This is a genomic window from Pseudomonas sp. RG1, from assembly GCF_025910115.1.
In the GTDB taxonomy this organism is placed as follows: domain Bacteria; phylum Pseudomonadota; class Gammaproteobacteria; order Pseudomonadales; family Pseudomonadaceae; genus Aquipseudomonas; species Aquipseudomonas atacamensis.
Genome location: NZ_JAPCIK010000023.1, coordinates 138,927 through 163,236 on the forward strand (window position 1 = coordinate 138,927; position 24,310 = coordinate 163,236).

Genomic DNA, 24,310 nt, shown 5'->3' on the forward strand with positions numbered 1-24,310 from the left:
AGGCGGTTTGTCAGGCGACTCATCAGCGAGGATGAGATTGCTTTCGCGAGCAGGCTCGCTCCCACAGGGGATTTTCGGTGGACGTTAAATCAGCGACAGCAAGTTCGATCCGAGAAAAATCTGGTCAATCCAGAACACCTGATGCAACAGCACGATCGCCCAGAACAGAATCTGAAACGACACCTTGCGCGTCTTGTGCCGGAATACCTGCTGCGCGATCAAAGCACCCGGCCAGCCGCCCGCCAGTTCTACCGCATGCAGGATGTTTTCCGGAGTGCGCCAGGCATCGGCGCGGGCCTTGCGTTTGTCGGCCCAGTACAGAAAGAACGCCAGCACACTGACAATCCCGTACGCCGCCAGCGGCACCCGCGAGATGCCGCTGAGCCACATCGACAGCGAGCCGAACAGCGGCAGCGCGCAGACGATCAGCAACACCGCAAGCTTCAATTTCAGATGCTGAACGCGCCCGCCTAAAGGTCGCCCCTCAGGGCGGCGCGTGCGGGAATCGTTCATGCCTTGGCCGCCGACCAGTCCACCCAGCCGAACTGCCAGGTGGCCAGAATGAACAGGCCGAACGCAATCCGGTACCAGGCAAAGGCTGCGTAGCTGTGGCTGCCAATGAACTTGAGCAGGCCGCGCACAGCAATCATGGCGAAGATGAACGCCGTGACAAAACCAATGGCGAACACCGGTAAATCCGCCGGCACAAACAGATCGCGGTATTTGTAGCCCGAATACACTGCCGCACCGACCATGGTTGGCATGGCGAGGAAAAACGAGAACTCGGTGGCGGTCTTGCGTGACAGACCGAACAGCAAGCCGCCAATAATCGTCGAGCCAGAACGCGAGGTGCCGGGAATCATCGCCAGGCATTGCGCGAAGCCGATTTTCAAGGCGTCGGTCCAGCGGATTTCGTCGACGGTTTCGGCATGCACTTCATGCTGGCGCTGTTCGGCCCACAGCATGATGATGCCGCCGATGACCAGCGCTGCCGCCACGGTGATCGGGTTGAACAGGTATTCGTGGATCAGATCGGCAAAAATTACGCCGAGCACCACCGCTGGCAGGAAAGCGATCAGCAGGTTGGCGGTGAAACGCCGGGCGCTCGGCTGGGTCGGCAGGCCGATCACCACGTCGAGAATCTTGCGGCGAAATTCCCAGACCACCGCGAGGATCGCGCCGAGTTGGATGATGATATTGAACGCCATGGCCCGTTCGCCGCCGAAGTTCAGCAAGTCGGCGACAATGATCTGGTGTCCGGTACTCGAAATGGGCAAAAACTCCGTCAGCCCTTCTACAACTCCTAGAATCAGTGCCTGCAAGGCGGTCCAAAGATCCATCAATCCCCCAGAGAGCGATGCGCGCGGGCATGCCCCGATAGTATTTTTTCGTTCACTGCGTCCAGCGTAGCCGGTAAAAGCTGTAGCGATTGCGCGCGCACAGGATCCACACGAAACGGTAAAAATTCCGTGAAATATCAAAACCGGATTCAGGTTTTCGCGCGCGGGGCCGAAATCCTAACAGACAAGCCTTAATAGCGCTCCCCGCGTTAGGCGGCTCAAGTCGCACAATCGCAAGCCCACAGCGGTGGCTGGATGCTGGCGATCGTTTATTACAAGAACAAGAATCCGGAGTGACAGCGTTATGAACAGCTTGCGCAGTGTGTCGATCAGCCGACGCTTGTGGCTCATCTTGATCGTGGCGGTGGTCATGTTGCTGACCTTGGGCGTGCTGATGCTCAAGCAGATCCACGACGACCTCTACCACGCCAAGGCGCAGAAAACCCAGCACGTGGTGCAGACCGCCAGTGGCCTGCTGACTTATTACCACGGCCTGGAAACCGCCGGCACCCTGACCAGGGACGCGGCGCAAAAACAGGCGCTGACCGCGATCCGTGGCCTGCGCTATGACCAGAGCGACTACTTCTGGATCAACGACCTCACGCCCGTGATGGTCATGCACCCGACCAATCCCAAGCTCGAAGGCCAGAATCTTTCGGCGATCCGCGACCCGGACGGCTTTGCGGTGTTCAACGAGATGGTCGCCATCGCCAAGGCCAAAGGCGCGGGCATGGTCAATTATCGCTGGCCGAAACCGGGGGCGACTGATCCCGTTGCCAAGACCTCGTATGTGAAGCTGTTTGAGCCGTGGGGCTGGGTGATTGGTTCCGGCGTTTACGTCGACGATGTGCAGGCAGAATTCCAAGGACAAATGATCAAGGCGTCGGCGATCGGCCTGGCGATTGCGCTGATCATGGCGCTGCTGGTGATCCTGATCGCACGCAGCATCGTCCGTCCGTTGCAGGAGACCGTGAATGCCATGGCGAACATCGCCAGCGGCGAAAGCGACCTGACCCGCAGCCTCGATACCCACGGCAAGGATGAGGTCACTGAACTGGCCCATCACTTCAATGCCTTCACCGCCAAATTGCGCCGAGTGATCGGTGATCTGCAGGTGTCTGCCAGCGCTTTGGGCCAGTCTTCCAGCGAGCTGGGCAACGATGCCTCGCAAGCGCAGCAGCGCAGTCAGCAGCAATCGCAGCAGATGGAACTGGTCGCCACGGCAATCAACGAAGTTACCTACGGCGTGCAGGACGTGGCGAAAAACGCCGAACACGCCGCCGCCGAAATGCGTGATGCCGAAGCGCAGGCGCAACAGGGGCAGATCAACATTGACGGTAGCCTGCAACAGATCGACAAGCTCTCCGGCACGATCGATCAGGCGGTTGAAGTGATCCGCACCCTGGCGGCGGAGAGCACGCAGATTGGCAGCGTGCTGGAAGTGATTCGCTCGATTGCCGAGCAGACCAATCTGCTGGCCTTGAACGCGGCGATTGAAGCGGCGCGTGCGGGTGAACAGGGTCGCGGGTTCGCCGTGGTGGCCGATGAGGTGCGCTTGCTGGCCCAGCGTACGCAGAAATCAACGGCGGAGATTCAGTCGATGATCGAGCGTTTGCAGAATCATTCGGAGGCTGCGGTGAAGGTGATCGGCGACAGCAGCAAGGCCTCGCAATTGACCATCGAACAGGCGGGACTGGCCGGGGCGAGCCTTAATGCCATTGGCCAGGCGTTGCGTAATCTCAACGGCCTGAATGCGTCGATTGCCAGCGCTACCTTGCAACAGGCGCAGGTGGTTGAGGACATCAACCAGAACGTGACCCAGGCGGCCGGGCTTTCCCATAGCACCGCGTTGGCGGCTGAACAGTCGAGTGCAGCCAGTCTGCGGCTTGGGCAACTGAGCGAACAGCTCAACGGGTTGCTGCGCCAGTTCCGGGTCTGACCGGTCACCGAGGTGAGCCCACCCCTCACCCCAGCCCTCTCCCCGAGGAGAGGGAGCAGATCACTGCGCTTTTCATGATCTGCGTTCGACGCGATGTTCCAGGTCAGCGTACCTCGACCAAACAACGCGGTCAGTTCCCTCTCCCTCCGGGAGAGGGTTAGGGTGAGGGGCTTTTGATCGCAGATCACTGGGCGTTTCATGATCTGCGTTCGACGCGATATTCCAGGTCGGCGTACCTCGACCAAACAACGCGGTCAGTTCCCTCTCCCTCCGGGAGAGGGTTAGGGCGAGGGGCTTTTGATCGCAGATCACTGGGCGTTTCATGATCTGCGTTCGACGCGATATTCCAGGTCGGCGTACCTCGACCAAACAACGCGGTCAGTTCCCTCTCCCTCCGGGAGAGGGTTAGGGTGAGGGGCTTTTGACCTGACTAATGCAGTACAATCCGCCCCCTTCTCAACTCCCCCAAGGATCCGCCATGTCCGGGCTTGAACTGTTTGCCGCTGCCCTCGGTGTCATCGCCGTGTGGCTGACGGTCAAGCAGAATCCGTGGTGCTGGCCGATCGGGCTGGTCATGGTGTTGCTCTACAGCTGGATCTTCTTTGAGGTGAAGCTGTATTCGGACATGTTGCTGCAAGTGATCTATGCCGCGCTGCAAATCTACGGCTGGTGGCAATGGACCCGCGCCGGGACGATGCATGACGGTCGCCAGGTTACCCGCCTCGATGCACGCTCGATTCTGCTAGGCCTCAGCGTCGGGGCGATCGGCAGCCTGTCGCTGGGCGCGGCGATGGCGCACTGGACCGACGCCGCACAGCCGTGGCTCGATGCCGCGCTCACCGGTTTCAGTCTGGTGGCGCAACTGTGGATGGCGCAAAAACGCCTGCAATGCTGGGCGCTGTGGTTCGTCCTCGATGTGATCTTTGTCGGCCTGTTCATCTATAAAGGCCTCTATCTGACTGCCGGCCTGTATGCGCTGTTTACCCTGCTCGCCGTGCAAGGCTGGCGGGAATGGCGTGCCGATCCGGCGTTGCGCACATGAAAGTCGTTGTTCTCACCGGCCCGGAATCCACCGGCAAGAGCTGGCTGGCGGCAGGCCTTGAGCAGCGTTTCGGCGGCGTGCGCGTTGATGAATATGTTCGTCGGTTCATCGAAGACAACCCACGCGACACTTGCCTCGCGGATATTCCTGATATCGCCAGGGGCCAGTTGCAATGGGAAGATCAGGCACGGGCGAAACAACCCGAACTGCTGATTCTCGACACCCATCTGCTAAGCAACATCCTCTGGAGCCAGACCCTGTTCGGCGACTGCCCGACCTGGCTGCAAAGCGAATTGCTCACGCGCCATTACGACCTGCACCTGCTGCTATCGCCGCAACAGGTCGACTGGGCCGAAGACGGTCAACGCTGCCAACCGGATCTTGCGGATCGCATGGCATTTTTCGAAGCCACGCGCGCCTGGTTGATTGAGCATCAACAGCCATTGCAAGTTATCGAGGGCAATTGGGCCGAACGGCACGCCCAAGCCTTTGCGTCGGTCGAGCTTCTGCTGTCCAGCTGAGCCGCCTTGGGACGAAACTGTCCGTTTTTGAAACACTCCTCACCGCGCAAAGCCCCCGTCCAAACGCTGTTCATCTCTCCGTCACGTCGCCTGTTACGCCGATGAAACACATCGGCGCAAACCCTTGTTCCAGAGCTTTCCAACGTCAAGCACCGTTCAAGCACCCATGCATGTGTCTCAGCGCTGAAACAGTACCCGCTTTGAGCATTTCTGGAAAACACCTAACCCATTGAAATAACGAGACAATTCAAAACCGGCACAGCTTTCGCTCTCTCCTTCACAACGCTGAATAACCCAGCCCACTGAAGAAGGAATTGCAGCCGTGGGGAATTTCAATAAAAGCCTGACCTGCCTCCTGCTGATCGGATCAGCCGCCAGCGCATTGATCAGTGTCAGCGCCCAGGCCGAAGGCAATGGAGTGATCGTCCTCAACCGCGACGTTCAGCCAATCCCGATCGGGCGCAACGGCGGCAAAGATCCCTATCCAACCACGGTCAACGCCAACCCTTCGGCGCGGATCAACCAGACCCTCAGCAGTACCGAACTGACTGACGGTGATTTCGCCAGTGTCGCCAGCGGCTCATCGATTCGCGGCAACATGACCACGCCCAGTTCCAACCTGCCCGGCATGAACACCCTGACCAACCAGAACGGCCTGCCCGGTATGCGCACGGGTAGCGGCGGCGGCTCCGGGGCGTCGATCTCCAACACGGTCAACCGGGCGATGAGCACCGGGCTGGCGCCTCTGACTCGCATGGCCGGAGGCCAATGACATGAATCGCACCCTGCTGCTTCTCGCCCTGCTCGGCTGCACCAGCGCCATGGCCGATTCGGCTTCAGTGAACAAGGCCAATATTCAGGATTCCGGCGCGCAGTATCGCGGCAACTTCAACGTCAACCAGGCTGCTGGTGACCAGATGCAACAAGCCAACACCAAGGCGATTGCCATCGGCACCGAAGCCCATGCCACCACCAACGTCAGGCAAACCATCGACACGCCCGCCAGCCGCGCCATCGACGCGAGCGCCAATATCGGCGGCAACTCTTTCAGCAATGGCAACGGCATCCTCGGTGTGAACCAGGGCGCCGGTGCCAACAACCAAATGGCCAACGTCACGCGCGTCAGCATCAGTGCCGGCCCGCAGAGCGTTGACGACAGCGCCCTTTCACAACAGAACGTGGCGTTTTTACCGAGCTCAGGAGCAACTGGTACCGCAATCGGCAGTCGCCAGGTCACGACCAGTGATCAGGCCTTCACCGGCAGCCGCGGGGTAATCCAGGTGAACCAGAGTGCCGGGGTGGGGAACCGAATGGCTAACACCCTGAGCATCCGGGTCGCAGACTGACCCAAACAAAAAGCAGTGCAATTAGAAAAGTCCCAACACTTAACCAACTAATAAGCACGACGGAGAAACAACCATGAAACCTACAATGGCTCTCAAACCACTGGTTTTCGCACTCGCAGCAGTGATGGCAATGGCAGCACAGGCCGACGGTCGTGGTAACGGGCATGGCAATGGACACGGCAACGGTCACGGCCAGCCACAAGGTCCGAATCTTGAACAACTGCTGCAGATCACCGCAGGCGCCGGCGCCGCTGTACTCGATGCGCAAAACAGCGACGGCAACGTGGTGAAAAACCAGGGCACCCTGAACAACGCCAATGCCAGCGACTCGCTCAACGGCTCCAACGGCAACATGGGTGCCAACGTGGCGGGTGGCGACGGCAACCAGCAGGACAACGCTGCTGCGCTGGCGACCGCTGACGAAAGCTTCATCTTCGGCAATGCTGTTGCCGCCTCGAGCGCGACTCAGGTGAACAACAACAACTATGTGAAAAACTCTTCCACCTTCAACAACGCCAACCTCACCAATACTGGCAACAACGGTTCCGGCAACATCGGCATCAACGTGACCGCCGGCAACTTCAACCAACAGAAAAACAACCTCGCCATCGCCGTATCCGGTGGTCGTGTAGCGCAGGCTGCCGCCTCTGCCAACCAGTCCTCGACTGGCCTGGTCGTGGAAAACAAAGGCGTGCAGGCTTACAAAACCGACACCCTCACCGGTACTTATGCAGCCGCTGGCGCGTTCAAAGCCAAAGGCACCGCGACCATCGAAGACGACAACCACGGCGGTTGGGGCAACCGTGGCGGCGGCCATGGCGGCAACGATGATCAGAAAGCCAAGTTCGAAGCCGTGGGTAGTTTTGGCCTCGCTGGCGTCACCACCCAACAAGTGTTGACCAAAGATGGCTGGAAAACTCCAGTCGTCAACAACGCCAACATGACCAACTCGATGAACAACTTCTCCGGCAACGGCGGAGCCAACGTCTCGGCGGGTGTGGGCAACCAACAAAGCAACTCGCTGTCCATCGCCGCAGGTTGCAAAGCCTGCATGTAATCGCGATCGAAACGAAAGCCCCGGCAACGGGGCTTTTTTCCCAGGTTCCACAAGGCGTACTCGATCATGCGGACTCCTGCCCTCCTCGCTCTGCTTTGTCTGTGCGGCCTGACTCAGGCAGCTCAGATGCCCGTCGCTGCCCTGCCGGGTGGCGTGCTGGTCTACAAGGACGTGCAAAGCATTCGTGAGCGCAAGTTTGCCGACATCGTTGAACAGAAAACCGATTTCAGCTGCGGCGCTGCTGCACTGGCAACGGTCCTGCGCCAGGCTTATTGGCTCGACGTCGATGAGGAGCACATCATCAAAGGCATGCTGGTCAATGCTGACCAGGACCTGGTGCGAACCCAGGGTTTCTCCATGCTCGACATGAAGCGCTACGTAGAAAGCATCGGCATGCGTGCCCGTGGCTACCGGATCCCGCCCGAGAAACTCGAAGCGGTGACGATTCCGGTGGTGGTTCTGATGGACATTCGTGGCTACAAGCATTTCGTCGTCCTGCAGCGCTCGGACAAGGATTGGGTCTACATCGGTGACCCGGTTCTCGGCCACAAACGCTACAAGCACGACGACTTTGTCAAAGGTTGGAACGGCATTGTCTTCGCCATCGTCGGCCCCGGTTACGACAAGGCCAACGCCTTGCGCAGCCCTCCCGTGCCGCTGACGGCGAAGAACTCGCTGGACAGTTTCAACCCGGTCAAAGATGCGGAATTGATGGATTTCGGGTTCATTCAGAGCGACTTCTTTTAATCGCCGAGTTAGAGAATGGGACTGGATGTCCCGGGAGCAGCAGATGAAAAGCTCATACTGGCTGGCCGCCGCCTGCCTGGCAGCGAGTGCGTCAGGTTTAGCCCATGCCGGATTCAAACCCATCGAAATCAAGGACCAGGAGCTCGCCGAGCTGCGCGGTCGTTACGTCATGCCGGGGCGGATCATCAGCTTCGGCATTGTCATGAGCAGCACCTGGCGCAACGCCAGCGGCGACTTGATCGGGGCCGCGACCTCGATGCAGATCCAGGCCGCAACCGTCAAACCGGAATTCTATGTCTCGACCATCAAGGAGTCGGGCAATGGCAGCGCTCTCGCATCAGGCACCGGCACTGTCATCGGTGGTGCCGGCCTCAATAGCAGCCAGGGTGTGACGCAAAGCGTACGCGCCGCCGGCGATGGCAACACCGCCAGCAACAACGTCGCGATCAACGTCAGCGAAGCCAGCCAGGCCCCGGCACTGGTGCCATCGCAGGGCCAGGCCCTCATCGCCGGACAAACCATTACTGGCAGCAACGGCGCCGGCAGTGTCGCGGTTTCGGCCAATGGCGGTGGCGTGCAAATGGCCATTCAGGCCAGCGGCAACCAGGGCACGGCACTGCAACAGGTCGCCCAGGGCGGGCTGCTGCAGAACACCCGTTTGCTGGGCAGCGCCAACGTGGTCAACAACCTTACGCAACTCAACGTCGTACTTAACAATAACGGCAGAAGCGCCGGTGCACTGGATTGCAACCTGACCCAACTCGGCGCCCTACGCAATATCGGATATTGAACTACGCTGAGTCTCGATCATTGGGCTTAAAGGGACGGCTTATTCATGTATCGATCAGTATCACTGCGTGCTGCAGTGTGTTTGAGTACCCTTCTCCCGGCGGCAATGCTGCAAGCAGCACCCGACGCCGATGTAGAAGCCCTGAAACGGGAACTTCTGGAACTGAGACAACGATACGAACAACAACAACAAGCGCTGGCGGTACTTGAACAACGGGTCCGCCAGGTAGAAGAAACACCCGCCGCCCCACCGCCAAAACGGCTGGCCAAATCGCCGTCCGACATGAAAGGCAATCGCGTCGCCGGAGCCGCCACAGGCACCGGTGCGGCCGCTGCATCGGGAGGCGCCGCCGGGGGCAGTGGCGCTTCCTACGGCCAATCGCTGGCCGATGATTCACAACCGGCACAGAGCGTTTCCAACCTGTATGACGAAGCCAGTGGTTTCTTTGGCGGCGGCAAGTTCAGCGTGGAAACCGGCCTGACCTATTCGCGCTACGACACCCGTCAGTTGATCCTGAACGGGTTCCTTGCGCTGGATTCGATCTTCCTGGGCAACATCAACCTCGACAGGATCAAGGCCGACACCTGGACCCTGGACCTCACCGGCCGCTACAACTTCGACAATCGCTGGCAGTTCGACCTGAACGTGCCGGTGATCTATCGCGAGTCGACGTATCAATCCGGCGGCGGCAACGAGGGCGCGGCTGGCGTAACAACAGAAGAAACCGTGACCAAGGATCCAACCATCGGCGACGTCAACTTCGGTATCGCCTACAAGTTCCTCGACGAATCGGTCAACACCCCGGACGCCGTCGTCACCTTGCGCGTCAAGGCGCCGACCGGCAAAGACCCGTTCGGCATCAAACTGCGCCAGACCGACGCCAACTCCAACCTGTTCGTCCCCGATACCCTGCCCACCGGCAACGGCGTCTGGTCGATCACACCGGGTATCTCGCTGGTCAAGACGTTCGACCCGGCGGTGCTGTTCGGCAGCCTTTCCTACACCCACAACCTCGAGGAATCGTTCGACGACATCAGCTCTACGGTCAATCAGAAAAACCCGGGCAAAGTGCGCATCGGCGACAGCTTCCAGATCGGCGCCGGTATCGCCTTCGCGCTTAACGAGAAGATGAGTATGTCGTTCTCGGTCTCCGACCTGGTGCAACGCAAAAGCAAGCTGAAACAGGACGGCGGCGATTGGGAATCGGTGGTGTCCAGTGATGCCAACGCCGGTTACTTCAACGTCGGCATGACCATTGCGGCCACCGACAACCTGACGATCGTGCCAAACCTCTCGATTGGCATGACCGATGATGCTCCGGACTTTTCGTTCAGCCTGAAATTCCCGTATTACTTCTAAGCAAAAGCAAAAGATCGCAGCCTTCGGCGGCTCCTACATGTGGATTCGAGTAATCCCTGTAGGAGCCGCCGAAGGCTGCGATCACTTTAATTAACGAATCTGATGCTTATGCAACAACCGATAAAAAGTAGGCCGCGAAACTCCTAGGACTTTCGCGGCCACACTCAAATTATCACTATGCCGATTCAACACATCACACAACGCCTGCCGTTCCGCTCGGGTCTTGTAATCCTCCAGCGTGCCCATCGGCGTGGCGATCGAGTGTTGGCTGATCAACCCTAAATCCCTTGCCTCGATCTGCCGTCCCTCCGCCAACACCAGCCCCCGCCGTACCCGGTTCGCCAGCTCGCGCACGTTACCCGGCCAGTCATGCTTGCCCATGGCAATCAATGCATCTTCGCTGAAGCTGCGTGGCCGCCGCCCGGTTTCGTGGCTGTAGAAGTGCGAAAAATGGTTGGCCAGCATCGATAGATCACCGTGGCGCTCGCGCAATGGCGCGGTCACCACTTGCAGTACGTTGAGCCGGTAATACAGGTCTTCGCGAAAGCGCTTCTTCTCGATTGCCGCTTCCAGGTCGACGTGGGTTGCGGCCAGAACGCGAACGTCTACCGGAATCGGCTGACTGCCGCCTACCCGCTCGATGTGCTTTTCCTGCAGAAACCGCAGGAGATTGGCCTGCAGTTCCAGCGGCAAGTCGCCGATTTCGTCGAGAAACAACGTACCGCCATTGGCCGCTTCGATGCGTCCGACCTTGCGCTGGTGCGCGCCGGTGAACGCGCCTTTCTCGTGGCCGAACAATTCTGACTGGATCAAATGCTCTGGGATCGCCCCGCAGTTGATCGCTACAAACGGTTTGTTGTGACGCTGGGATTGTCGATGCAGGGTGCGCGCGACCAGCTCTTTGCCGGTGCCACTTTCGCCGCGAATCAGCACGGGCGATTCGGTCGGGGCGAGTTTGCTCAGCAGTTTGCGCAGTTCGCGGATCGGTTTGCTGTCGCCGAGCAGTTCGTGCTCCGGTTGATCGACATGAATCGTGCCCTGCCCGCGCAGGCGCGCCATGCCGAAGGCGCGGCCGAGGGTGACCTGTACGCGGGAGACGTCGAAGGGCAAGGTGTGGAAGTCGAAGAACCATTCACAAACGAAGTCACCGACGTTCTGTAAACGCAGGACTTCCTGATTGAGCACGGCAATCCATTCGGTGCCGCTGCGGCTGATCAGTTCTTTGACCGCTTCTGGACGTTCCAGGTGGTAAGGCTGCAAGCGCAGCAGGCCGACGTCACAGGCGCGGGATGCGGCGTTCTCCAGATTACAGCTGTCGACATCCCAACCGACGGCGCGCAATCCCGGCAACAGGCGATGGCAGTCGTCGCAGGGATCGACCACCAGTAAACGTCTCGACGCAGGCGCTTCGCTCATGACTGTTCCTTGGCGCCAAATTTGATAAATGATCGAAAAAACAGTCATTTGGCAGACCCGGTTGTAACACTAGCAAGATTTTGACGGGGGCTTGTACCGATTGCTTATAGGGCTTGTATTAAAAGAGTTATAAGAAAGTTGGTTGTTAGTTAGCTATCGACTATTTGCGGTGAGTAAAAGAACGGCCCCTCAACCTAGCCCCCTCCCAAGGGAGAGGGAACTGACCGAGGTGTTTAAGCGAGGTACGCCGATCTGAAAGACCAAGCCGAACTCGAGTTTGAAAAGCCCACAAATCGGCTCCCTCTCCTTGGAGAGAGGGCTGGGGTTGGGGTGAATTCAGCGCGGTGTTCGGACAGGTGCAGGATTAACGAAACGAACTTACGTTATGTAAAGAACCTGAAATTTCTTTGTTTCAAGTGTGACCCACACCCCTGTTGCGTGCATCAGTACAAGTAACCCGCCGCACGGGAAGCCCAACCGACGGCACATCACTTGATTGGGCGCCAATAGAGAGAAGACCCCATGACTGCCCCGCTGCGTATCAACGAAGCACTTTTGATTGCCAACCACGCGTTCAAGCCTTTCCAGTGCGTGGCCTGGGCGCCACAAGACGGCAATGGCGAACTGAGCCTGACCGTCGTCGACCGCACCAACTCCCACATCGGTCGCAAACAGATCCCGAGCAGCGCCTACTCTGACCCGGCGCAACTCGAACAACTGCTGCAGCAGGCCCGCGCCGAACTGAGCGAAGACGGCCACAAGTTGCAATCGTGGTCGATGCCACACTGATAATCGAACAAAGGCGGATGACGTTAAAGTCATCCGCCTTTGTTGTATGCAAAGTCGAATAAGCACATTAATTACTGCGCTGTTTCATCCAAATTGCTTGGCTCGCTTGCGACTGGTTCAGCAAGACACTGTTCTGGCACAGTGCGACCGTCGTTCTGTTGATTCGTCCAGTTGTACTTCTCGCGGTTCAGGGATTGAATGTTTCGCTCGTGCAGTCAGCCTCCCAATCACTGGGATATCGGCTACTCGCAAGGAGACGCGTGCATGTCGACCCTGAACACTTATGCGTTGCCCACGGTATGGAACAACCCCGGTTCGCTCGACTCGACCTTCGCCATCGGCGGTGTTGCGCAGGTGTACTTTGGCGGTAGCCTGTCCAGCCAGACGCAACATGTCGCGCTCGATGCGCAGGGTCGGATTCTGGTCGCCGCCAAGGTCGGTACGCCGAAGGGAAGTCGTTTTGGCCTGGCGCGGCTGCTGGGTGATGGTTCGGCGGATTTGTCGTTCGGTATTCAGGGCAGCGTGATCGGCAGTTTCGTCGAAGGATTCGAAGCCAAGGCCGGCAAGGTTCAGGTACTAGCTGACGGCAAGATTCTGCTGGCCGGCCTGCATTATGAAGACACCCATCGCACCCTCCCCGCCTTCGCCCTGTTCGATGCCAACGGCCAGCCAGATCGAACTTTCGGTAATGACGGCTTCCAGATCGTGCGCCTGCCCGGCGAGCTGTCCATGGGCACCCGCGACAACTGGCTGCCGCCGGGTGTGCCAGGTGTTGAAGCCTGTGACTTTGCGGTGCAGGAAGACGGTCGCATTCTGCTGATCGCCAACCATCATTTCAGCCTCGCCGACCACGCCGGGATGCTGATTCGCCTCTGCCCCGATGGAAGCCTCGACGAATCGTTCAACGGGCGCGGATTTGTCATGGTTCGCCACTTGCTGCTCAACACCTGGCTGAGCACCCTGCTGTTGAAGGCGGATGGGCGAATTGTCGTCGCAGGTTCCATCGACTTTCCGCAGCAAGGGCTGCTGGCGGTTTACCAGTCCGATGGGCGTCTGGACGAGCGTTTTGCCGTGGACGGTTTCATGGCGTTCAGGGCCCACGGCAACAGCGCTCAGGTCAGCCAGATCATCGAGTCCGCCGAAAGGCTCTACTGCTTCGGCAGCAGCCGCGATCCAATCCGCTGCCTGACGTTTGTCCTGCACGCCAACGGTCGCCCGGACCTGCACTGTCATCATGGCCAACCGCAGGTGGTGGACATCGGTCCCAGCGGATGCCAATGGAACGCCGCCCGATTGATGAGCGACGGCCGCATCGTTGCCGTAGGCGCGACCATCGGCGGGGTTGAAGCCGACTTTATGGTCGCCCGTTATCAAGCTGACGGCAGCCTCGATCCGGCGTTCGGCCAGGGCCACGGTTGGTTGCGCACGCGACTGGGGCGAAGTCTCGATACAGCCAATTCTCTGGCCGTACAAACTGACGGGGCTATCGTGGTGGGGGGCTATTCACTGGATGGCAACTACCGGGCAATGGTTGCGCGTTATCTGAATCCATAGTCGGCATGCACGCGGACCTTTACCGTCCGTCGGTTATATAGCTGCACCTGTAATTTCTGACAGTAGACGGTCGCTCCCATCGGGCATCAGATAACGGGGCGCGCAGATGGCTGCGTGTACAACCGAAAAAGGGAATTTCAGAATGTCTGATCAAGAGAAGTTATCTGCACCGCTGACGCCTGCCGATGCTACGACCCACTCCGCGACAGCCAATGCTCCCGTGATACGCGAGGTCACCAACGGTAAAGGCGAATCCATACCGAACGGCGGCATCAGCAATGACAGCAAGCTGAAGATCAGCGGCTCGGGCCTTGCGGGAGAACCTGTGCATATATCGGATGCGGGGCGCCCCGTTGCCGTGGTAGATGCTGATGTCCAAGGCAACTTCATCGTGGCGCTGGCCAAGTTGCAAACGGGTCGGCATATGTACACAGCGAGGAATGCCGCCGGGGCCGTTTCGCTTCCATGGATAATCACAGTCTCCGACGATGTGCAGAACGCGCCGGTAATTGAAACGGTATACGAACCTGACGGACAATTCGTCCCCCGCGGTCAGAGAACATTCAGTAACGAACTGGACTTCATTGGCTACGGCACACCTGGCCGAATCGTTGAACTATTGAACAACAGTACAGTGGTTCGACTGCTGAATATCGATTCAGACGGGCATTGGAGCGCCAATGTGTCAGGCCTTCAACCGGGTATTCAGCGCTTCGTCGCGAGGGACCCCAACGGGCACGAGTCAAGTTCGTGGCAGGTTGAGGTAATCAAACCGACGGCGTTGACGATCAAGTTTGTGATCGGTCAAGAGCGGTTTCAGGAAATCGGTAATCAGGGCGTCACGACTGACAGATCCGTCACCATTACCGGCACGGGCATTCCTGGCGAGACGGGATGGATTGTCGACTACCAAAACAACGTTGTTGATTTTGTCGTCGACGAACATGGTGTTTACAGCGCAACTACCACGGATCTGGCCGTAAACCATGTGCACACTTTCCGCTGTAAATCCGATTCGGGCCGACTGTCTGCGCCTTGGGCTATAAGAGTGACCTCGTCAGAAATCTAAGCGCCGAGATCACTGCATCCGCGCCACAATATCAGGGACCCACGACGTCACGGCGCCGCGGGTCCTCTGTACAGCAACCGCCAGGGATCGGATGCGCACGATTGTTATCAAGCAATTGCATTCTCAAACCTTGATCTTCCTTGAAACATCCGGCAACTTTCGCGCTTCTAAATAAAAGGAGCAGCCGATGTCCGGTTCAATCGCCCAGGCGTTCGCGCACAACTTCCTCGGGCAATCGCCACGCTGGTACAAGGCGACCATCGTCGGTTTTCTCATTCTCAATGCCGTGGTCCTGTTCACCATCGGCCCGGTCGCCGCAGGCTGGTTGCTGGTGATCGAATTCATCTTCACCCTGGCCATGGCGCTCAAGTGTTATCCGTTGATGCCCGGCGGCCTGCTGTTGATTGAAGCGTTGCTGTTGAAGATGACCACGCCGCAAGCGCTGTACGATGAGTTACTGCACAACTTTCCGGTGATCCTGCTGCTGATGTTCATGGTTGCCGGCATCTACTTCATGAAAGATCTGCTGCTGTTTCTCTTCTCGCGGCTGCTGTTGGGCGTGCGCTCGAAAGCGATTCTGGGGCTGATGTTCTGCTTCTTGTCGGCATTTCTTTCGGCGTTTCTTGATGCGTTGACCGTGACGGCGGTGATCATCAGTGCGGCTGTCGGGTTTTACTCCGTGTATCACCGGGTCGCGTCTGGCAATGATCCACGCAAGGACAGCGAATTCGGTGACGATGAGCATTTACCGTCGCGACACCATGAGGACTTGAATCAATTCCGCGCTTTCCTGCGCAGCCTGTTGATGCACGGCGCGGTCGGCACGGCGCTCGGTGGCGTCTGCACCTTGGTCGGTGAGCCGCAGAACCTGTTGATCGGCCATGAGATGGGCTGGCATTTCGGCGAGTTCTTCCAGAAAGTTGCCCCGGTGTCGCTGCCGGTACTGGTGGCGGGTCTGGTTACTTGCGTGCTGCTGGAGAAGCTGCGCTGGTTCGGATACGGCACGCTGCTGCCGGACAACGTCCGCGCTGTGTTGGCCAACTACGCTGCCGAGGACAACGCCAAACGTACGCCTCGTCAGACGGCGGCGCTGCTGGTGCAAGGCGCGGCGGCGCTGATTCTGATTGGTTGCCTGGCGTTTCACCTGGCTGAAGTCGGCCTGATCGGTTTGATGGTGATTGTGTTGATCACTGCGTTTACCGGCATCACCGACGAGCATCGCCTGGGCAGCGCGTTCAAGGACGCCATGCCGTTTACCGCGCTGCTGGTGGTGTTTTTTGCCGTGGTGGCGGTCATTCACGATCAGCATCTGTTCGTCCCGCTGATCGAGTGGGTCTTGGCGTTGCCTATGGATCAACAGCCGGGGATGTTGTTCATCGCCAATGGTCTGCTCTCGGCGATCAGCGACAACGTGTTTGTCGCGACCATTTACATCACTGAGGTGAAACAGGCTTTTCTTGCCGGGCACATGACTCGTGAGCACTTCGAAACGTTGGCGATTGCGATCAACACCGGCACCAACCTGCCGAGTGTGGCGACACCGAATGGTCAGGCAGCGTTTCTGTTCCTGCTGACCTCGGCGATCGCGCCGCTGGTGCGGTTGTCGTACGGGCGCATGGTGTGGATGGCGGTGCCGTATACGGTAGTGATGGGACTGCTGGGCTGGTATGCGGTGAGCTACTGGCTCTAAGCAACACTGAATCAACCTGTGGGAGCGAGCCTGCTCGCGAATGCGTTGGGTCAGGCAATGAAGGTGTTGAATGTGCCGACGCCTTCGCGAGCAGGCTCGCTCCCACATTGGTTTTTTGTTGTGTCAGCGCGGGAGGATGTACTGCTCGATCGCCAAAGCCACGCCGTCTTCGGTGTTCGACGCTGTAACGACATCCGCCTGACGCTTCACCGCCTCTTCCGCCTGTCCCATGGCAATCGACAAGCCGGCGCATTTGAACATCGCCGGGTCGTTGCCGCCGTCGCCGATGACAGCGGTTTGCTCGAGCGGCACGCCGAGGTATTCGGCAATCGTTGTCAGCGCGGTGCCTTTGTTAGCCTCAAGCGCAGTGACGTCCAGATACACCGGCTGCGAGCGCGACACTTGCGCCATGCCGTTGACCTTGGGCAACAGCTGCGCCTCCAGCTCAATCAGCAACTCTGTGTTATTGCTGGTGGCAACGATCTTGTCGATGCGCTCCAGATACGGCTCGAAACTCTCGACCACCACCGGCGGATAGCCGAGGCCGCTCTGCTCACGAGGGACCATCGGCCCGTGCGGGTCCTTGAGCAGCCAGTCGCCGCCACTGAACACCCAGATTTCCACCTCCGGTTGATCGGCAAACTGCGCCAAAGCAATCAGCGCGGTCGTGGCCGGCAGATAATGCGCGGCCAACAGTGTGCCGTCCGGTTTGACGATGGTGCCGCCATTGAACGCCGCTGTCGGCAGATCAACGCCCAGCGCCTCGATCTGCTGCAACATGGCTTTCGGCGGGCGGCCGCTGGCGAGGCTGAACAGCACACCGGCCTCGCGCAATGAACGCACGGCGTCGATGGTGCGCTGGTTCAGCGTGTGATCAGGCAGCAACAAGGTGCCGTCCATGTCGCTGAGCAGAAAACGGATCGGTTGTTTCGGCAAATCACTCATCCCAGGCCGTGCCAGACGCGACCATCGCGAGTCAGGAGATCTTCGGCTGCTTGCGGGCCATCTTCGCCGGCCGCATACGTCTCGACGCTCGCATCCTGCTGCCAGGCATCAAGGAAAGGCTGCACCGCTCGCCAACCGTTCTCAATGTTGTCGGCACGCTGGAACAGCGTCTGATCACCGGTCAGGCAGTCGTAGATCAAGGTTTCGTAGCCAGTCGACGGCTGCATCTCGAAGAAATCCTTATACGCAAAACCCAGCTCGATATTGGCCATGTTCAGCGCCGGCCCCGGGCGCTTGGCCAGCAGGTCGAACCACATGCCTTCGTTTGGCTGGATCTGGATACGCAGATAAGTCGGTTGCAACTCGTCGACTTCGGTGTCGCGGAACTGTGCGTACGGCGCCGGTTTGAAGCAGATGACGATCTCGGTGTCGCGCACGCTCATGCGCTTGCCGGTGCGCAGATAGAACGGCACGCCGACCCAGCGCCAGTTATCGATCATCACCTTCAGCGCCACATAGGTTTCCGTGGTGCTGTCGGGCGACACGTTGGCTTCTTCGCGATAACCCTTCAACGGCTGGCCATCGCGCTCGCCGGCGCTGTACTGGCCACGCACCGAGTTGGCCCGGGCTTCTTCCGTCGACCAAGGACGAATCGCCCCGACCACTTTGGCCTTCTCGCCGCGCACCGCGTCAGCGCCGAAAGCAGCCGGCGGTTCCATGGCGACCATGGCCAGCAACTGGAACAGGTGATTGGGCACCATGTCGCGCAGTGCGCCGGTGTGTTCGTAAAAGCTGCCACGGGTTTCCACACCGACGGTTTCCGCCGCGGTGATCTGCACGTGGTCGATGTAATGGTTGTTCCAGAACGCTTCGAACAGGCTGTTGGAGAACCGGCTGACCAGAATGTTCTGCACGGTTTCCTTGCCCAGGTAATGGTCGATCCGGTAGATCTGCTTTTCGCTCATGACCTTGAGCAGGCAGGCGTTCAAGGCTTCGGCAGTGTGCAGATCGGAGCCGAACGGCTTCTCGATCACCACCCTTCTGAACGCTTCGGGCGTTTCTTCAAGCAAACCGGCGCTGCCGAGACGGCGCACCACTTCACTGAAGAAACGCGGCGCGGTGGCCAGGTAGAACACCGCATTGCCGGTGCCGCTGTCGGCGATTTTCGCCGCCAGGGCGGAATAAGTGCTGTCGTCGAGGAAATCGCCCTGGACGTAGCTGATGCCTTTGGCCAGCTTGGCCCACAAGAGCGGATCAAGCATCTGATCGCCCTTGCCGACCTTCGCCGCCACTTCGGTACGGATGAAGTCTTCGAGCTTCTGCGCAAAGGCTTCATCGGTAATGGCGTTGTGATCAACGCCGACGATCCGCAGATTCTCGTCGAGCAGGCCGTCGCGACTGAGGTTGTACAGCGCTGGCATGAGCAAGCGCTTGACCAGGTCGCCGTGGGCACCGAACAGGAACAGCGTGGTCGGTGGTGCGGGTTCTGCCTTGGATTTTCTGCGGATCGTACGGGTCATTTCTTGGCAATCTCCACGTGGCCGCCGAAGCCGAAGCGTTGTGCCGACAGGATCTTGTCACCGAAGGTGCCCTGCCCGCGCGAGCGGTAACGGGAGAACAGCGAGTTGGACAGCACCGGTACCGGCACCGCTTGCTCCATGGCCGCTTCGATGGTCCATTGGCCTTCGCCGCTGTCAGCCACGGAACCGGAGAAACCGTCGAGCTTCGGATCGCTGGCCAGCGCATCGGCAGTCAGGTCCAGCAGCCACGACGAAACCACGCTGCCACGACGCCAGACTTCCGCGATATCGGCCACGTTCAGATCAAATCGCTGATCTTCCGGCAGGCGTTCGCTGGATTTGGTCTTGAGGATGTCGAAGCCCTCGGCGAACGCGGCCATCATGCCGTACTCGATGCCGTTGTGGATCATCTTCACGAAGTGCCCGGCACCGGCGGGACCGGCGTGGATGTAGCCGTGCTCGGCACGGTGATCATCGGACTTGCGGTCCTTGGTACGCGGGATGTCGCCCATGCCCGGCGCCAGTGCGGCGAACAGCGGATCCAGACGTTTGACCGTCTCGGCGTCGCCGCCAATCATCATGCAATAGCCGCGTTCCAGGCCCCAGACGCCGCCGGAGGTGCCGACGTCGATGTAGTGCAGGCCCTTCTCGTTCAGCGTCTTGGCGCGACGAATGTCGTCCTTGTAGTTGGTGTTGCCGCCGTCGATGATCGTATCGCCGGGCTCAAGCAGTTCGCTCAGGGTGTTGATGGTGTCTTCGGTCGGTGCGCCCGCCGGCAGCATGACCCAGACCGCGCGCGGCTTGTCGAGGCCGGCAACCAGTGCTGGCAAGTCGGCGACGCCGGTGGAGCCCTCGGCGACCAGGTTATCGATGAAAGCGGTATTGCGGTCGTAAACAACGGTGGTGTGCCCGTTGAGCATCAGACGTCGCGCAATATTGCCGCCCATGCGGCCCAGTCCAATAATCCCGAGTTGCATGTGCTGATGCTCCTTACTACAAATAAATGTGTGTCATTGGTTATAGCCCAACGCGACTGATGGAGGTTAGTCCAGAGCGTTGCGATGAAGTTTCCGGGCATTGTGCCCGATCCAGAGTGATAACGCCCCGAATCCTGCCGAAGACACACCGACCATGAAAAATAAAAAAGTTCCCTTCCAGGGCAAAAGAAATCAAAATTGGCGCCGATAGTAAGTCAAGCGCCTCAAAACGAGGAGTGACTTACAGTTGATGCACGCCATTTGCGAGGTGAGCAATGGGCACAGTACACACAGCAATGCCGCCACAAACCCTCTACGTTACGATCCGTCGCGATGAATTGCGCCAGTTGAAAGACGAGCGCGACCAGTTGAAGCACGAATTGGCGCAATTGCGCGCATTGACCCAGGGCTCGCAGCCGCAACCGCGTCCGGTTGTGCAGCGCGCACCCCACGCCTGATCCCCGCCTGCTTCGGGAACGGCCCCCGTCGTTCCCGACACGTTGCACCTCTGACCGCTTGATACACACCAACAGCGGCGCTTAACAAATCTTTCACAAGCCCTTGGGGATACTCCGCCCCATTCTGGCCGTGCCTGCGCGCACGGCCTCTGTTCGTCGGTGTCATGGAAGCGTTTCCGGCGTGGGTCTGATGATTGAGCTGGAGCGCTGAATGGCATTGTTCAAACGCAGCAAAACGACTGCGACCGGTTTCGACTGGGCCGGATTCATCTGGCTGTTCGTCTTCTTCTGGTATTTCTCGGGTATAACCCAACTGCTGATCCAGCTGACTGGCACGTCCGGCTTCACCGGATTTCGTCAGGCATTCGTGATGAGCGCGCTGTGGCTGGCGCCGATGCTGCTGTTCCCCAAACAGACTCGCCTGCTCGCGGCGATCATCGGTGTGGTGCTGTGGGCCTGCTCGATGGCCAGCCTCGGCTACTTCTTCATTTATCAGCAGGAATTCTCGCAGAGCGTCATCTTCATCATGTTCGAGTCGAACGTGTCGGAAGCCGGCGAGTACATGACCCAGTATTTCGCCTGGTGGATGATCCCGGCGTTCCTCGCCCATACCGCGTTTGCCTACTTTCTGTGGACGCGCCTGCGCCCGGTGTACATGCCCCGTGGTCGCGCGCTGGTAGCGGCCACGGCGATTGTCATCGCCGTGGCCGGTTATCCGCTGATCAAACAAACCATGCGCATGGGCAATTTCGCTGAAGGCTTCGAGAAATTCGAAACCCGTATCGAGCCTGCCGTGCCTTGGCAGATGGCTGTGGCCTATCACCGCTATCTGGAAACGCTGGGGGACATGCAAGGCATGCTCGACAGTGCCAGCAAGATCCCGCCGCTGAAAAACCTCAAGGACGCCTCCGCCGGGCAACCGGCGACTTTGGTGCTGGTGATCGGCGAGTCGACCAACCGCCAGCGCATGAGTCTTTACGGATACCCGCGCAACACCACGCCGGAACTGGACAAGCTCAAGGATCAACTGGCGGTTTTCGACAACGTCATCACCCCGCGCCCTTACACCATCGAAGCGCTGCAGCAAGTGCTGACCTTCGCCGATGAGCAGAACCCGGATCTGTACCTGTCGACGCCATCGCTGGTCAGCGTGATGAAACAGGCCGGTTACAAGACCTTCTGGATCACCAACCAGCAGACCATGACCAAGCGCAACACCATGCTCACGACCTTCTCCGAACAGGCTGACGAGCAGGTTTACCTGAACAACAACCGCAACCAGAACTCGGCGCAATACGATGGCGACGTCATCGAGCCGTTCAACAAGGCCCTGACTGATCCGGCTGAACGCAAACTTATCGTCGTGCACCTGCTCGGCACGCACATGAGCTACCAGTACCGATATCCGCCGACGTTCGACAAGTTCAAGGATCGCCAGGGCGTTCCGGCTGGCGTGCGTGACGATCAGGTACCGACCTACAACAGCTATGACAATGCCGTGCTGTACAACGACTTCGTGGTCTCGAGCCTGATCAAGGACTACGCCAAAACCGACCCGAATGGCTTCCTGCTGTACCTGTCCGACCACGGTGAGGATGTCTTCGACTCCGCCGGCCACGGCACGCTGGGCCGCAACGAAAACAAACCGACCGCGCCGATGTACACCATCCCGTTCATGGCCTGGGCCTCGCCGAAGTGGAAGGAAAACCATGACTGGAACTTCGCCGGCGACCTCAGCCGCCCGTACAGCAGCTCACAGCTCATTCATACCTGGGCAGACTTGGCCGGGTTGAGCTCCGATGAACTGGATCGCAACAAAAGCCTGGTCAGCGACAGCTTCGTACCGCGCAAGCTGCTGATTGGCGACCCGTATCAGGCACCGCGGCGGGCGTTGATTGACTTCAGTTTGATGAAGCCAAAGCACCCGGATCCGGCGGAAGTAGCGCAGAAGTAAAACGACAAAGGGCCGAGAAGGCCCTTTTTTGTGCCTATCGACCGCATTGTTTCTGTAATACGCCGCAATATTTGCGCTGAACCAGCGTTAACCCATTGTTAATGGCCTCGACGCAGACTTCTTTCGCGGTCTGCTTCACGGACGAACCGACTCCCACTTGTTCAGTAGGAGGCACCATGAAAACCACCACTATCATCCTCACCACCCTGCTCGCCCTCGGCTCCACCAGCGCCTTCGCTGAAGGCGGTGCCGAGCGCATGCGTTATTACTACGACAATTTCCCGGTCCAGCACGCGCAAGGCGAGCAAAAGGCCGACGCCAGTGCGAAAGAAATTCGCGTCCCTGCTGACCAGACGGCCCAGGTGACCGAGTCTTATCGCGACTGAATTTTACCGAGCAACCGATGAACCTTCCGTGGCTCCGCTCTGGCCCGGGAGATGACAGTTAGGCGCCCTCATTGGGGCGCCTTTTTTTATGTTGGTGATTTGCGGTGAGGCGCCTTCAGGCCTGCAAGTCCTTTATCCAGAACAGCATCCGCCCGTGATCCGGATTGAACATCCCCGGTGCAAAGCCGAATTTGCGATACGAACCCTGCGCCACCGCATTGCCTTCCAGCACTTCCAGGGTGATTTTGCAGCAACCGCGCTGACGGGCGATTTCTTCTACCTTCTGCAGCATTTTCTGACTGAGCCCCAGGCCGCGAAATTTGCCGACCACGGCGACGTCGTGAACGTTGACCAGCGGTTTGCAAGCGAAGGTCGAGAAGCCTTCGAAACAGTTGACCAGCCCGGCCGGTTCGCCGCCGACAAAGGCCAGCACGCTGAAGGCATGCGGGCGGCGGGCGAGTTCTTCGGGCAGGCGTTGCAGCAGTTCAGGCGCGATCGGGTGACCGCTGCCCATGGGATCTTCGGCGTAGTGGTTGAGCACGATGCCGATGGCTTCGGCGTGCACCGGGTTGCTGTAACTGGCCTGAAGTACGAGTATTTCTGCGGAATCCATTTCCATCCCCGATTAAGCAAAAAGCCCCGGCGCGCAAGTTGCTAGCTGGAAGGCCTAGCGGGGACATTAGCTTGGGTGCGCCTGAGAGGGCAACTTGAAAAGCTGAAGATCAAAAGATCGCAGCCTCGTTGCACTCGTCAGCTCCTACGGTCCGATATGTGTAGGAGTTGACGAGTGCAACGAGGCTGCGATCTTTCGCGGTCAGTGGCCCCAGATAAGCTCTTCAGTCCAGCCCAGTTCGGCGAAGTCTTCGGCGCGCAATGCGCTTTCGCCAACACAGAAAAACTCATCCAGTTGCGGTGGCTTGACCGTCGTGCCGCTGAGCATGGCGTGGACTTGGCCGCGATGATGGATCTGGTGTTCGAACAGGTGCGAAAGCATGCGCAGGCGGCTGTCATGTTGCGGTTCGTCGCGAGCGATAGTGACGATTCTTGGCAGATCGGCATCGCGCAGTTGCTCGCAATAGGCGATCAGCCGGCGATCAACGCGGGCCTGTTCGGCACGCAGCGCCGCAGCATCGGTAAACGGCTCGTCTGCATTGAAGAAAACGTAGCAATCCGGGTGCGGCTCGTCCCCGCGCAATTCGCGCTCCAGCGCGTCGACGTAGAACCAGTCGCAGGTGAGGATGTGATTAAGCGTGAGGCGGATGCTGGGGAAGAAGCTCACCCGGGGCGCCGCCAGTTCAGTGGCATCGAGCCGGGTCCAGGCCTTGGCCAGGCGATGGTTGGCCCAGGCATTCTGGTAGGCCATGGTCAGCAAATGATGGGACAACGGTTGACTCATGTCGGCGCCCTCTTC

Annotated in this window: 24 protein-coding genes; 16 read left to right on the top strand and 8 right to left on the bottom strand. The window is 59.1% G+C overall.

Features of this window, described 5'->3' with window-relative positions; all coding sequences use genetic code 11:
- Nucleotides 1–84: 84 nt before the first annotated feature.
- Together OK411_RS15175 and OK411_RS15180 are read right to left on the bottom strand one after the other, a co-directional pair.
- Nucleotides 85–513 (bottom strand): DUF1294 domain-containing protein, encoded by a 429-nt coding sequence (locus OK411_RS15175; protein ID WP_122692611.1) that lies wholly within the window; start codon nt 511–513, stop codon nt 85–87.
- A complete protein-coding gene (locus OK411_RS15180; RefSeq protein WP_264365278.1) occupies nt 510–1,340 on the bottom strand; it encodes an undecaprenyl-diphosphate phosphatase in 831 nt (276 codons plus the stop codon). The genes OK411_RS15175 and OK411_RS15180 overlap by 4 nt, the downstream gene beginning before the upstream one ends.
- Before the next feature lie 304 nt (nt 1,341–1,644).
- Between OK411_RS15180 and OK411_RS15185 the strand changes: the two genes are divergently transcribed.
- From OK411_RS15185 to OK411_RS15225, 9 genes are all read left to right on the top strand, one after another.
- Entirely contained in the window at nt 1,645–3,279 is a 1,635-nt protein-coding gene (locus OK411_RS15185; protein ID WP_071172404.1) for a methyl-accepting chemotaxis protein, read from the top strand.
- Between the two features lie 478 nt (nt 3,280–3,757).
- Nucleotides 3,758–4,321: a nicotinamide riboside transporter PnuC gene (pnuC, locus tag OK411_RS15190; protein ID WP_217878157.1), complete on the top strand. Its 564-nt coding sequence runs from the start codon at nt 3,758–3,760 to the stop codon at nt 4,319–4,321.
- On the top strand, nt 4,318–4,842 hold the full coding sequence (locus OK411_RS15195; protein WP_217878159.1) for an AAA family ATPase: 525 nt from the start codon (nt 4,318–4,320) through the stop codon (nt 4,840–4,842). Before pnuC ends, OK411_RS15195 begins: the two co-directional genes overlap by 4 nt.
- 322 nt (nt 4,843–5,164) lie before the next feature.
- Nucleotides 5,165–5,614 carry a hypothetical protein gene (locus tag OK411_RS15200; protein WP_024012918.1) on the top strand — a complete coding sequence of 150 codons (450 nt, stop codon included), beginning with the start codon at nt 5,165–5,167 and terminating at the stop codon, nt 5,612–5,614.
- A gap of 1 nt (nt 5,615) precedes the next feature.
- Nucleotides 5,616–6,188, top strand: a complete 573-nt coding sequence (locus OK411_RS15205; RefSeq protein ID WP_073474513.1) for an adhesin — start codon at nt 5,616–5,618, stop codon at nt 6,186–6,188.
- A gap of 73 nt (nt 6,189–6,261) precedes the next feature.
- Entirely contained in the window at nt 6,262–7,245 is a 984-nt protein-coding gene (locus OK411_RS15210) for a heme utilization protein (protein ID WP_217878161.1), read from the top strand.
- A gap of 66 nt (nt 7,246–7,311) precedes the next feature.
- Entirely contained in the window at nt 7,312–7,992 is a 681-nt protein-coding gene (locus OK411_RS15215) for a C39 family peptidase (RefSeq protein WP_024012915.1), read from the top strand.
- 43 nt (nt 7,993–8,035) lie between these two features.
- A complete protein-coding gene (locus tag OK411_RS15220; protein WP_136493375.1) occupies nt 8,036–8,782 on the top strand; it encodes a hypothetical protein in 747 nt (248 codons plus the stop codon).
- Between the two features lie 45 nt (nt 8,783–8,827).
- The gene (locus tag OK411_RS15225) at nt 8,828–10,141 is read left to right on the top strand and encodes a hypothetical protein (protein ID WP_125916227.1); all 1,314 of its coding nucleotides are present in this window, start codon (nt 8,828–8,830) and stop codon (nt 10,139–10,141) included.
- 90 nt (nt 10,142–10,231) lie between these two features.
- On the opposite strand, the gene OK411_RS15230 is transcribed toward OK411_RS15225, so the two are convergent.
- Nucleotides 10,232–11,557 carry a sigma-54 dependent transcriptional regulator gene (locus OK411_RS15230; RefSeq protein WP_016774678.1) on the bottom strand — a complete coding sequence of 442 codons (1,326 nt, stop codon included), beginning with the start codon at nt 11,555–11,557 and terminating at the stop codon, nt 10,232–10,234.
- Between the two features lie 522 nt (nt 11,558–12,079).
- Here OK411_RS15230 and OK411_RS15235 point away from each other — a divergent pair.
- The 4 genes from OK411_RS15235 to nhaB all read left to right on the top strand — a co-directional run bounded on the left by OK411_RS15235 (nt 12,080) and on the right by nhaB (nt 16,659).
- The gene (locus OK411_RS15235; protein WP_016774677.1) at nt 12,080–12,346 is read left to right on the top strand and encodes a hypothetical protein; all 267 of its coding nucleotides are present in this window, start codon (nt 12,080–12,082) and stop codon (nt 12,344–12,346) included.
- A 264-nt stretch (nt 12,347–12,610) separates the two neighbouring features.
- The gene (locus OK411_RS15240) at nt 12,611–13,900 is read left to right on the top strand and encodes a hypothetical protein (RefSeq protein ID WP_264365279.1); all 1,290 of its coding nucleotides are present in this window, start codon (nt 12,611–12,613) and stop codon (nt 13,898–13,900) included.
- Nucleotides 13,901–14,042: 142 nt separating this feature from the next.
- A complete protein-coding gene (locus tag OK411_RS15245) occupies nt 14,043–14,969 on the top strand; it encodes a hypothetical protein (protein ID WP_217878165.1) in 927 nt (308 codons plus the stop codon).
- Between the two features lie 187 nt (nt 14,970–15,156).
- Nucleotides 15,157–16,659, top strand: coding sequence for a sodium/proton antiporter NhaB (gene nhaB, locus OK411_RS15250; RefSeq protein ID WP_264365280.1), 1,503 nt, complete (start codon nt 15,157–15,159; stop codon nt 16,657–16,659).
- A 123-nt stretch (nt 16,660–16,782) separates the two neighbouring features.
- On the opposite strand, the gene OK411_RS15255 is transcribed toward nhaB, so the two are convergent.
- Genes OK411_RS15255 through gnd form a run of 3 tightly spaced genes read right to left on the bottom strand, consistent with a single transcriptional unit; the run spans nt 16,783 to nt 20,101 of the window.
- Nucleotides 16,783–17,604 carry an HAD family hydrolase gene (locus tag OK411_RS15255; RefSeq protein ID WP_264365281.1) on the bottom strand — a complete coding sequence of 274 codons (822 nt, stop codon included), beginning with the start codon at nt 17,602–17,604 and terminating at the stop codon, nt 16,783–16,785.
- Complete coding sequence (gene zwf / locus OK411_RS15260) at nt 17,601–19,124, bottom strand: glucose-6-phosphate dehydrogenase (RefSeq protein ID WP_217878169.1); 1,524 nt, start codon at nt 19,122–19,124, stop codon at nt 17,601–17,603. Before zwf ends, OK411_RS15255 begins: the two co-directional genes overlap by 4 nt.
- Entirely contained in the window at nt 19,121–20,101 is a 981-nt protein-coding gene (gene gnd / locus OK411_RS15265; RefSeq protein WP_016774672.1) for a phosphogluconate dehydrogenase (NAD(+)-dependent, decarboxylating), read from the bottom strand. Before gnd ends, zwf begins: the two co-directional genes overlap by 4 nt.
- Nucleotides 20,102–20,376: 275 nt before the next feature.
- Between gnd and OK411_RS15270 the strand changes: the two genes are divergently transcribed.
- From OK411_RS15270 to OK411_RS15280, 3 genes are all read left to right on the top strand, one after another.
- On the top strand, nt 20,377–20,559 hold the full coding sequence (locus OK411_RS15270; protein WP_016774671.1) for a DUF6026 family protein: 183 nt from the start codon (nt 20,377–20,379) through the stop codon (nt 20,557–20,559).
- A 211-nt stretch (nt 20,560–20,770) separates the two neighbouring features.
- Nucleotides 20,771–22,513 carry a phosphoethanolamine transferase CptA gene (locus OK411_RS15275; protein WP_264365282.1) on the top strand — a complete coding sequence of 581 codons (1,743 nt, stop codon included), beginning with the start codon at nt 20,771–20,773 and terminating at the stop codon, nt 22,511–22,513.
- Between the two features lie 176 nt (nt 22,514–22,689).
- Nucleotides 22,690–22,899, top strand: coding sequence for a hypothetical protein (locus OK411_RS15280; protein WP_136493381.1), 210 nt, complete (start codon nt 22,690–22,692; stop codon nt 22,897–22,899).
- 115 nt (nt 22,900–23,014) lie between these two features.
- On the opposite strand, the gene OK411_RS15285 is transcribed toward OK411_RS15280, so the two are convergent.
- The gene (locus OK411_RS15285; RefSeq protein ID WP_264365283.1) at nt 23,015–23,512 is read right to left on the bottom strand and encodes a GNAT family N-acetyltransferase; all 498 of its coding nucleotides are present in this window, start codon (nt 23,510–23,512) and stop codon (nt 23,015–23,017) included.
- 201 nt (nt 23,513–23,713) lie between these two features.
- Entirely contained in the window at nt 23,714–24,295 is a 582-nt protein-coding gene (locus OK411_RS15290) for a DinB family protein (protein ID WP_136493382.1), read from the bottom strand.
- Between the last annotated feature and the right edge of the window lie 15 nt (nt 24,296–24,310).

What these genes read in the sequence shown, in the direction of transcription:
- OK411_RS15215 (WP_024012915.1), top strand. Translation starts at nt 7,312, where the DNA reads ATGCGGACTCCTGCCCTCCTCGCTCTGCTTTGTCTGTGCGGCCTGACT.
- pnuC (WP_217878157.1), top strand. Translation starts at nt 3,758, where the DNA reads ATGTCCGGGCTTGAACTGTTTGCCGCTGCCCTCGGTGTCATCGCCGTG.
- OK411_RS15255 (WP_264365281.1), bottom strand. Translation starts at nt 17,604, where the DNA reads ATGAGTGATTTGCCGAAACAACCGATCCGTTTTCTGCTCAGCGACATG.
- gnd (WP_016774672.1), bottom strand. Translation starts at nt 20,101, where the DNA reads ATGCAACTCGGGATTATTGGACTGGGCCGCATGGGCGGCAATATTGCG.
- OK411_RS15275 (WP_264365282.1), top strand. Translation starts at nt 20,771, where the DNA reads ATGGCATTGTTCAAACGCAGCAAAACGACTGCGACCGGTTTCGACTGG.
- OK411_RS15185 (WP_071172404.1), top strand. Translation starts at nt 1,645, where the DNA reads ATGAACAGCTTGCGCAGTGTGTCGATCAGCCGACGCTTGTGGCTCATC.
- OK411_RS15270 (WP_016774671.1), top strand. Translation starts at nt 20,377, where the DNA reads ATGGGCACAGTACACACAGCAATGCCGCCACAAACCCTCTACGTTACG.
- OK411_RS15220 (WP_136493375.1), top strand. Translation starts at nt 8,036, where the DNA reads ATGAAAAGCTCATACTGGCTGGCCGCCGCCTGCCTGGCAGCGAGTGCG.
- nhaB (WP_264365280.1), top strand. Translation starts at nt 15,157, where the DNA reads ATGTCCGGTTCAATCGCCCAGGCGTTCGCGCACAACTTCCTCGGGCAA.
- OK411_RS15175 (WP_122692611.1), bottom strand. Translation starts at nt 513, where the DNA reads ATGAACGATTCCCGCACGCGCCGCCCTGAGGGGCGACCTTTAGGCGGG.
- OK411_RS15285 (WP_264365283.1), bottom strand. Translation starts at nt 23,512, where the DNA reads ATGGATTCCGCAGAAATACTCGTACTTCAGGCCAGTTACAGCAACCCG.
- OK411_RS15230 (WP_016774678.1), bottom strand. Translation starts at nt 11,557, where the DNA reads ATGAGCGAAGCGCCTGCGTCGAGACGTTTACTGGTGGTCGATCCCTGC.
- OK411_RS15210 (WP_217878161.1), top strand. Translation starts at nt 6,262, where the DNA reads ATGAAACCTACAATGGCTCTCAAACCACTGGTTTTCGCACTCGCAGCA.
- zwf (WP_217878169.1), bottom strand. Translation starts at nt 19,124, where the DNA reads ATGACCCGTACGATCCGCAGAAAATCCAAGGCAGAACCCGCACCACCG.
- OK411_RS15225 (WP_125916227.1), top strand. Translation starts at nt 8,828, where the DNA reads ATGTATCGATCAGTATCACTGCGTGCTGCAGTGTGTTTGAGTACCCTT.
- OK411_RS15290 (WP_136493382.1), bottom strand. Translation starts at nt 24,295, where the DNA reads ATGAGTCAACCGTTGTCCCATCATTTGCTGACCATGGCCTACCAGAAT.
- OK411_RS15205 (WP_073474513.1), top strand. Translation starts at nt 5,616, where the DNA reads ATGAATCGCACCCTGCTGCTTCTCGCCCTGCTCGGCTGCACCAGCGCC.
- OK411_RS15195 (WP_217878159.1), top strand. Translation starts at nt 4,318, where the DNA reads ATGAAAGTCGTTGTTCTCACCGGCCCGGAATCCACCGGCAAGAGCTGG.
- OK411_RS15180 (WP_264365278.1), bottom strand. Translation starts at nt 1,340, where the DNA reads ATGGATCTTTGGACCGCCTTGCAGGCACTGATTCTAGGAGTTGTAGAA.
- OK411_RS15235 (WP_016774677.1), top strand. Translation starts at nt 12,080, where the DNA reads ATGACTGCCCCGCTGCGTATCAACGAAGCACTTTTGATTGCCAACCAC.
- OK411_RS15280 (WP_136493381.1), top strand. Translation starts at nt 22,690, where the DNA reads ATGAAAACCACCACTATCATCCTCACCACCCTGCTCGCCCTCGGCTCC.
- OK411_RS15240 (WP_264365279.1), top strand. Translation starts at nt 12,611, where the DNA reads ATGTCGACCCTGAACACTTATGCGTTGCCCACGGTATGGAACAACCCC.
- OK411_RS15245 (WP_217878165.1), top strand. Translation starts at nt 14,043, where the DNA reads ATGTCTGATCAAGAGAAGTTATCTGCACCGCTGACGCCTGCCGATGCT.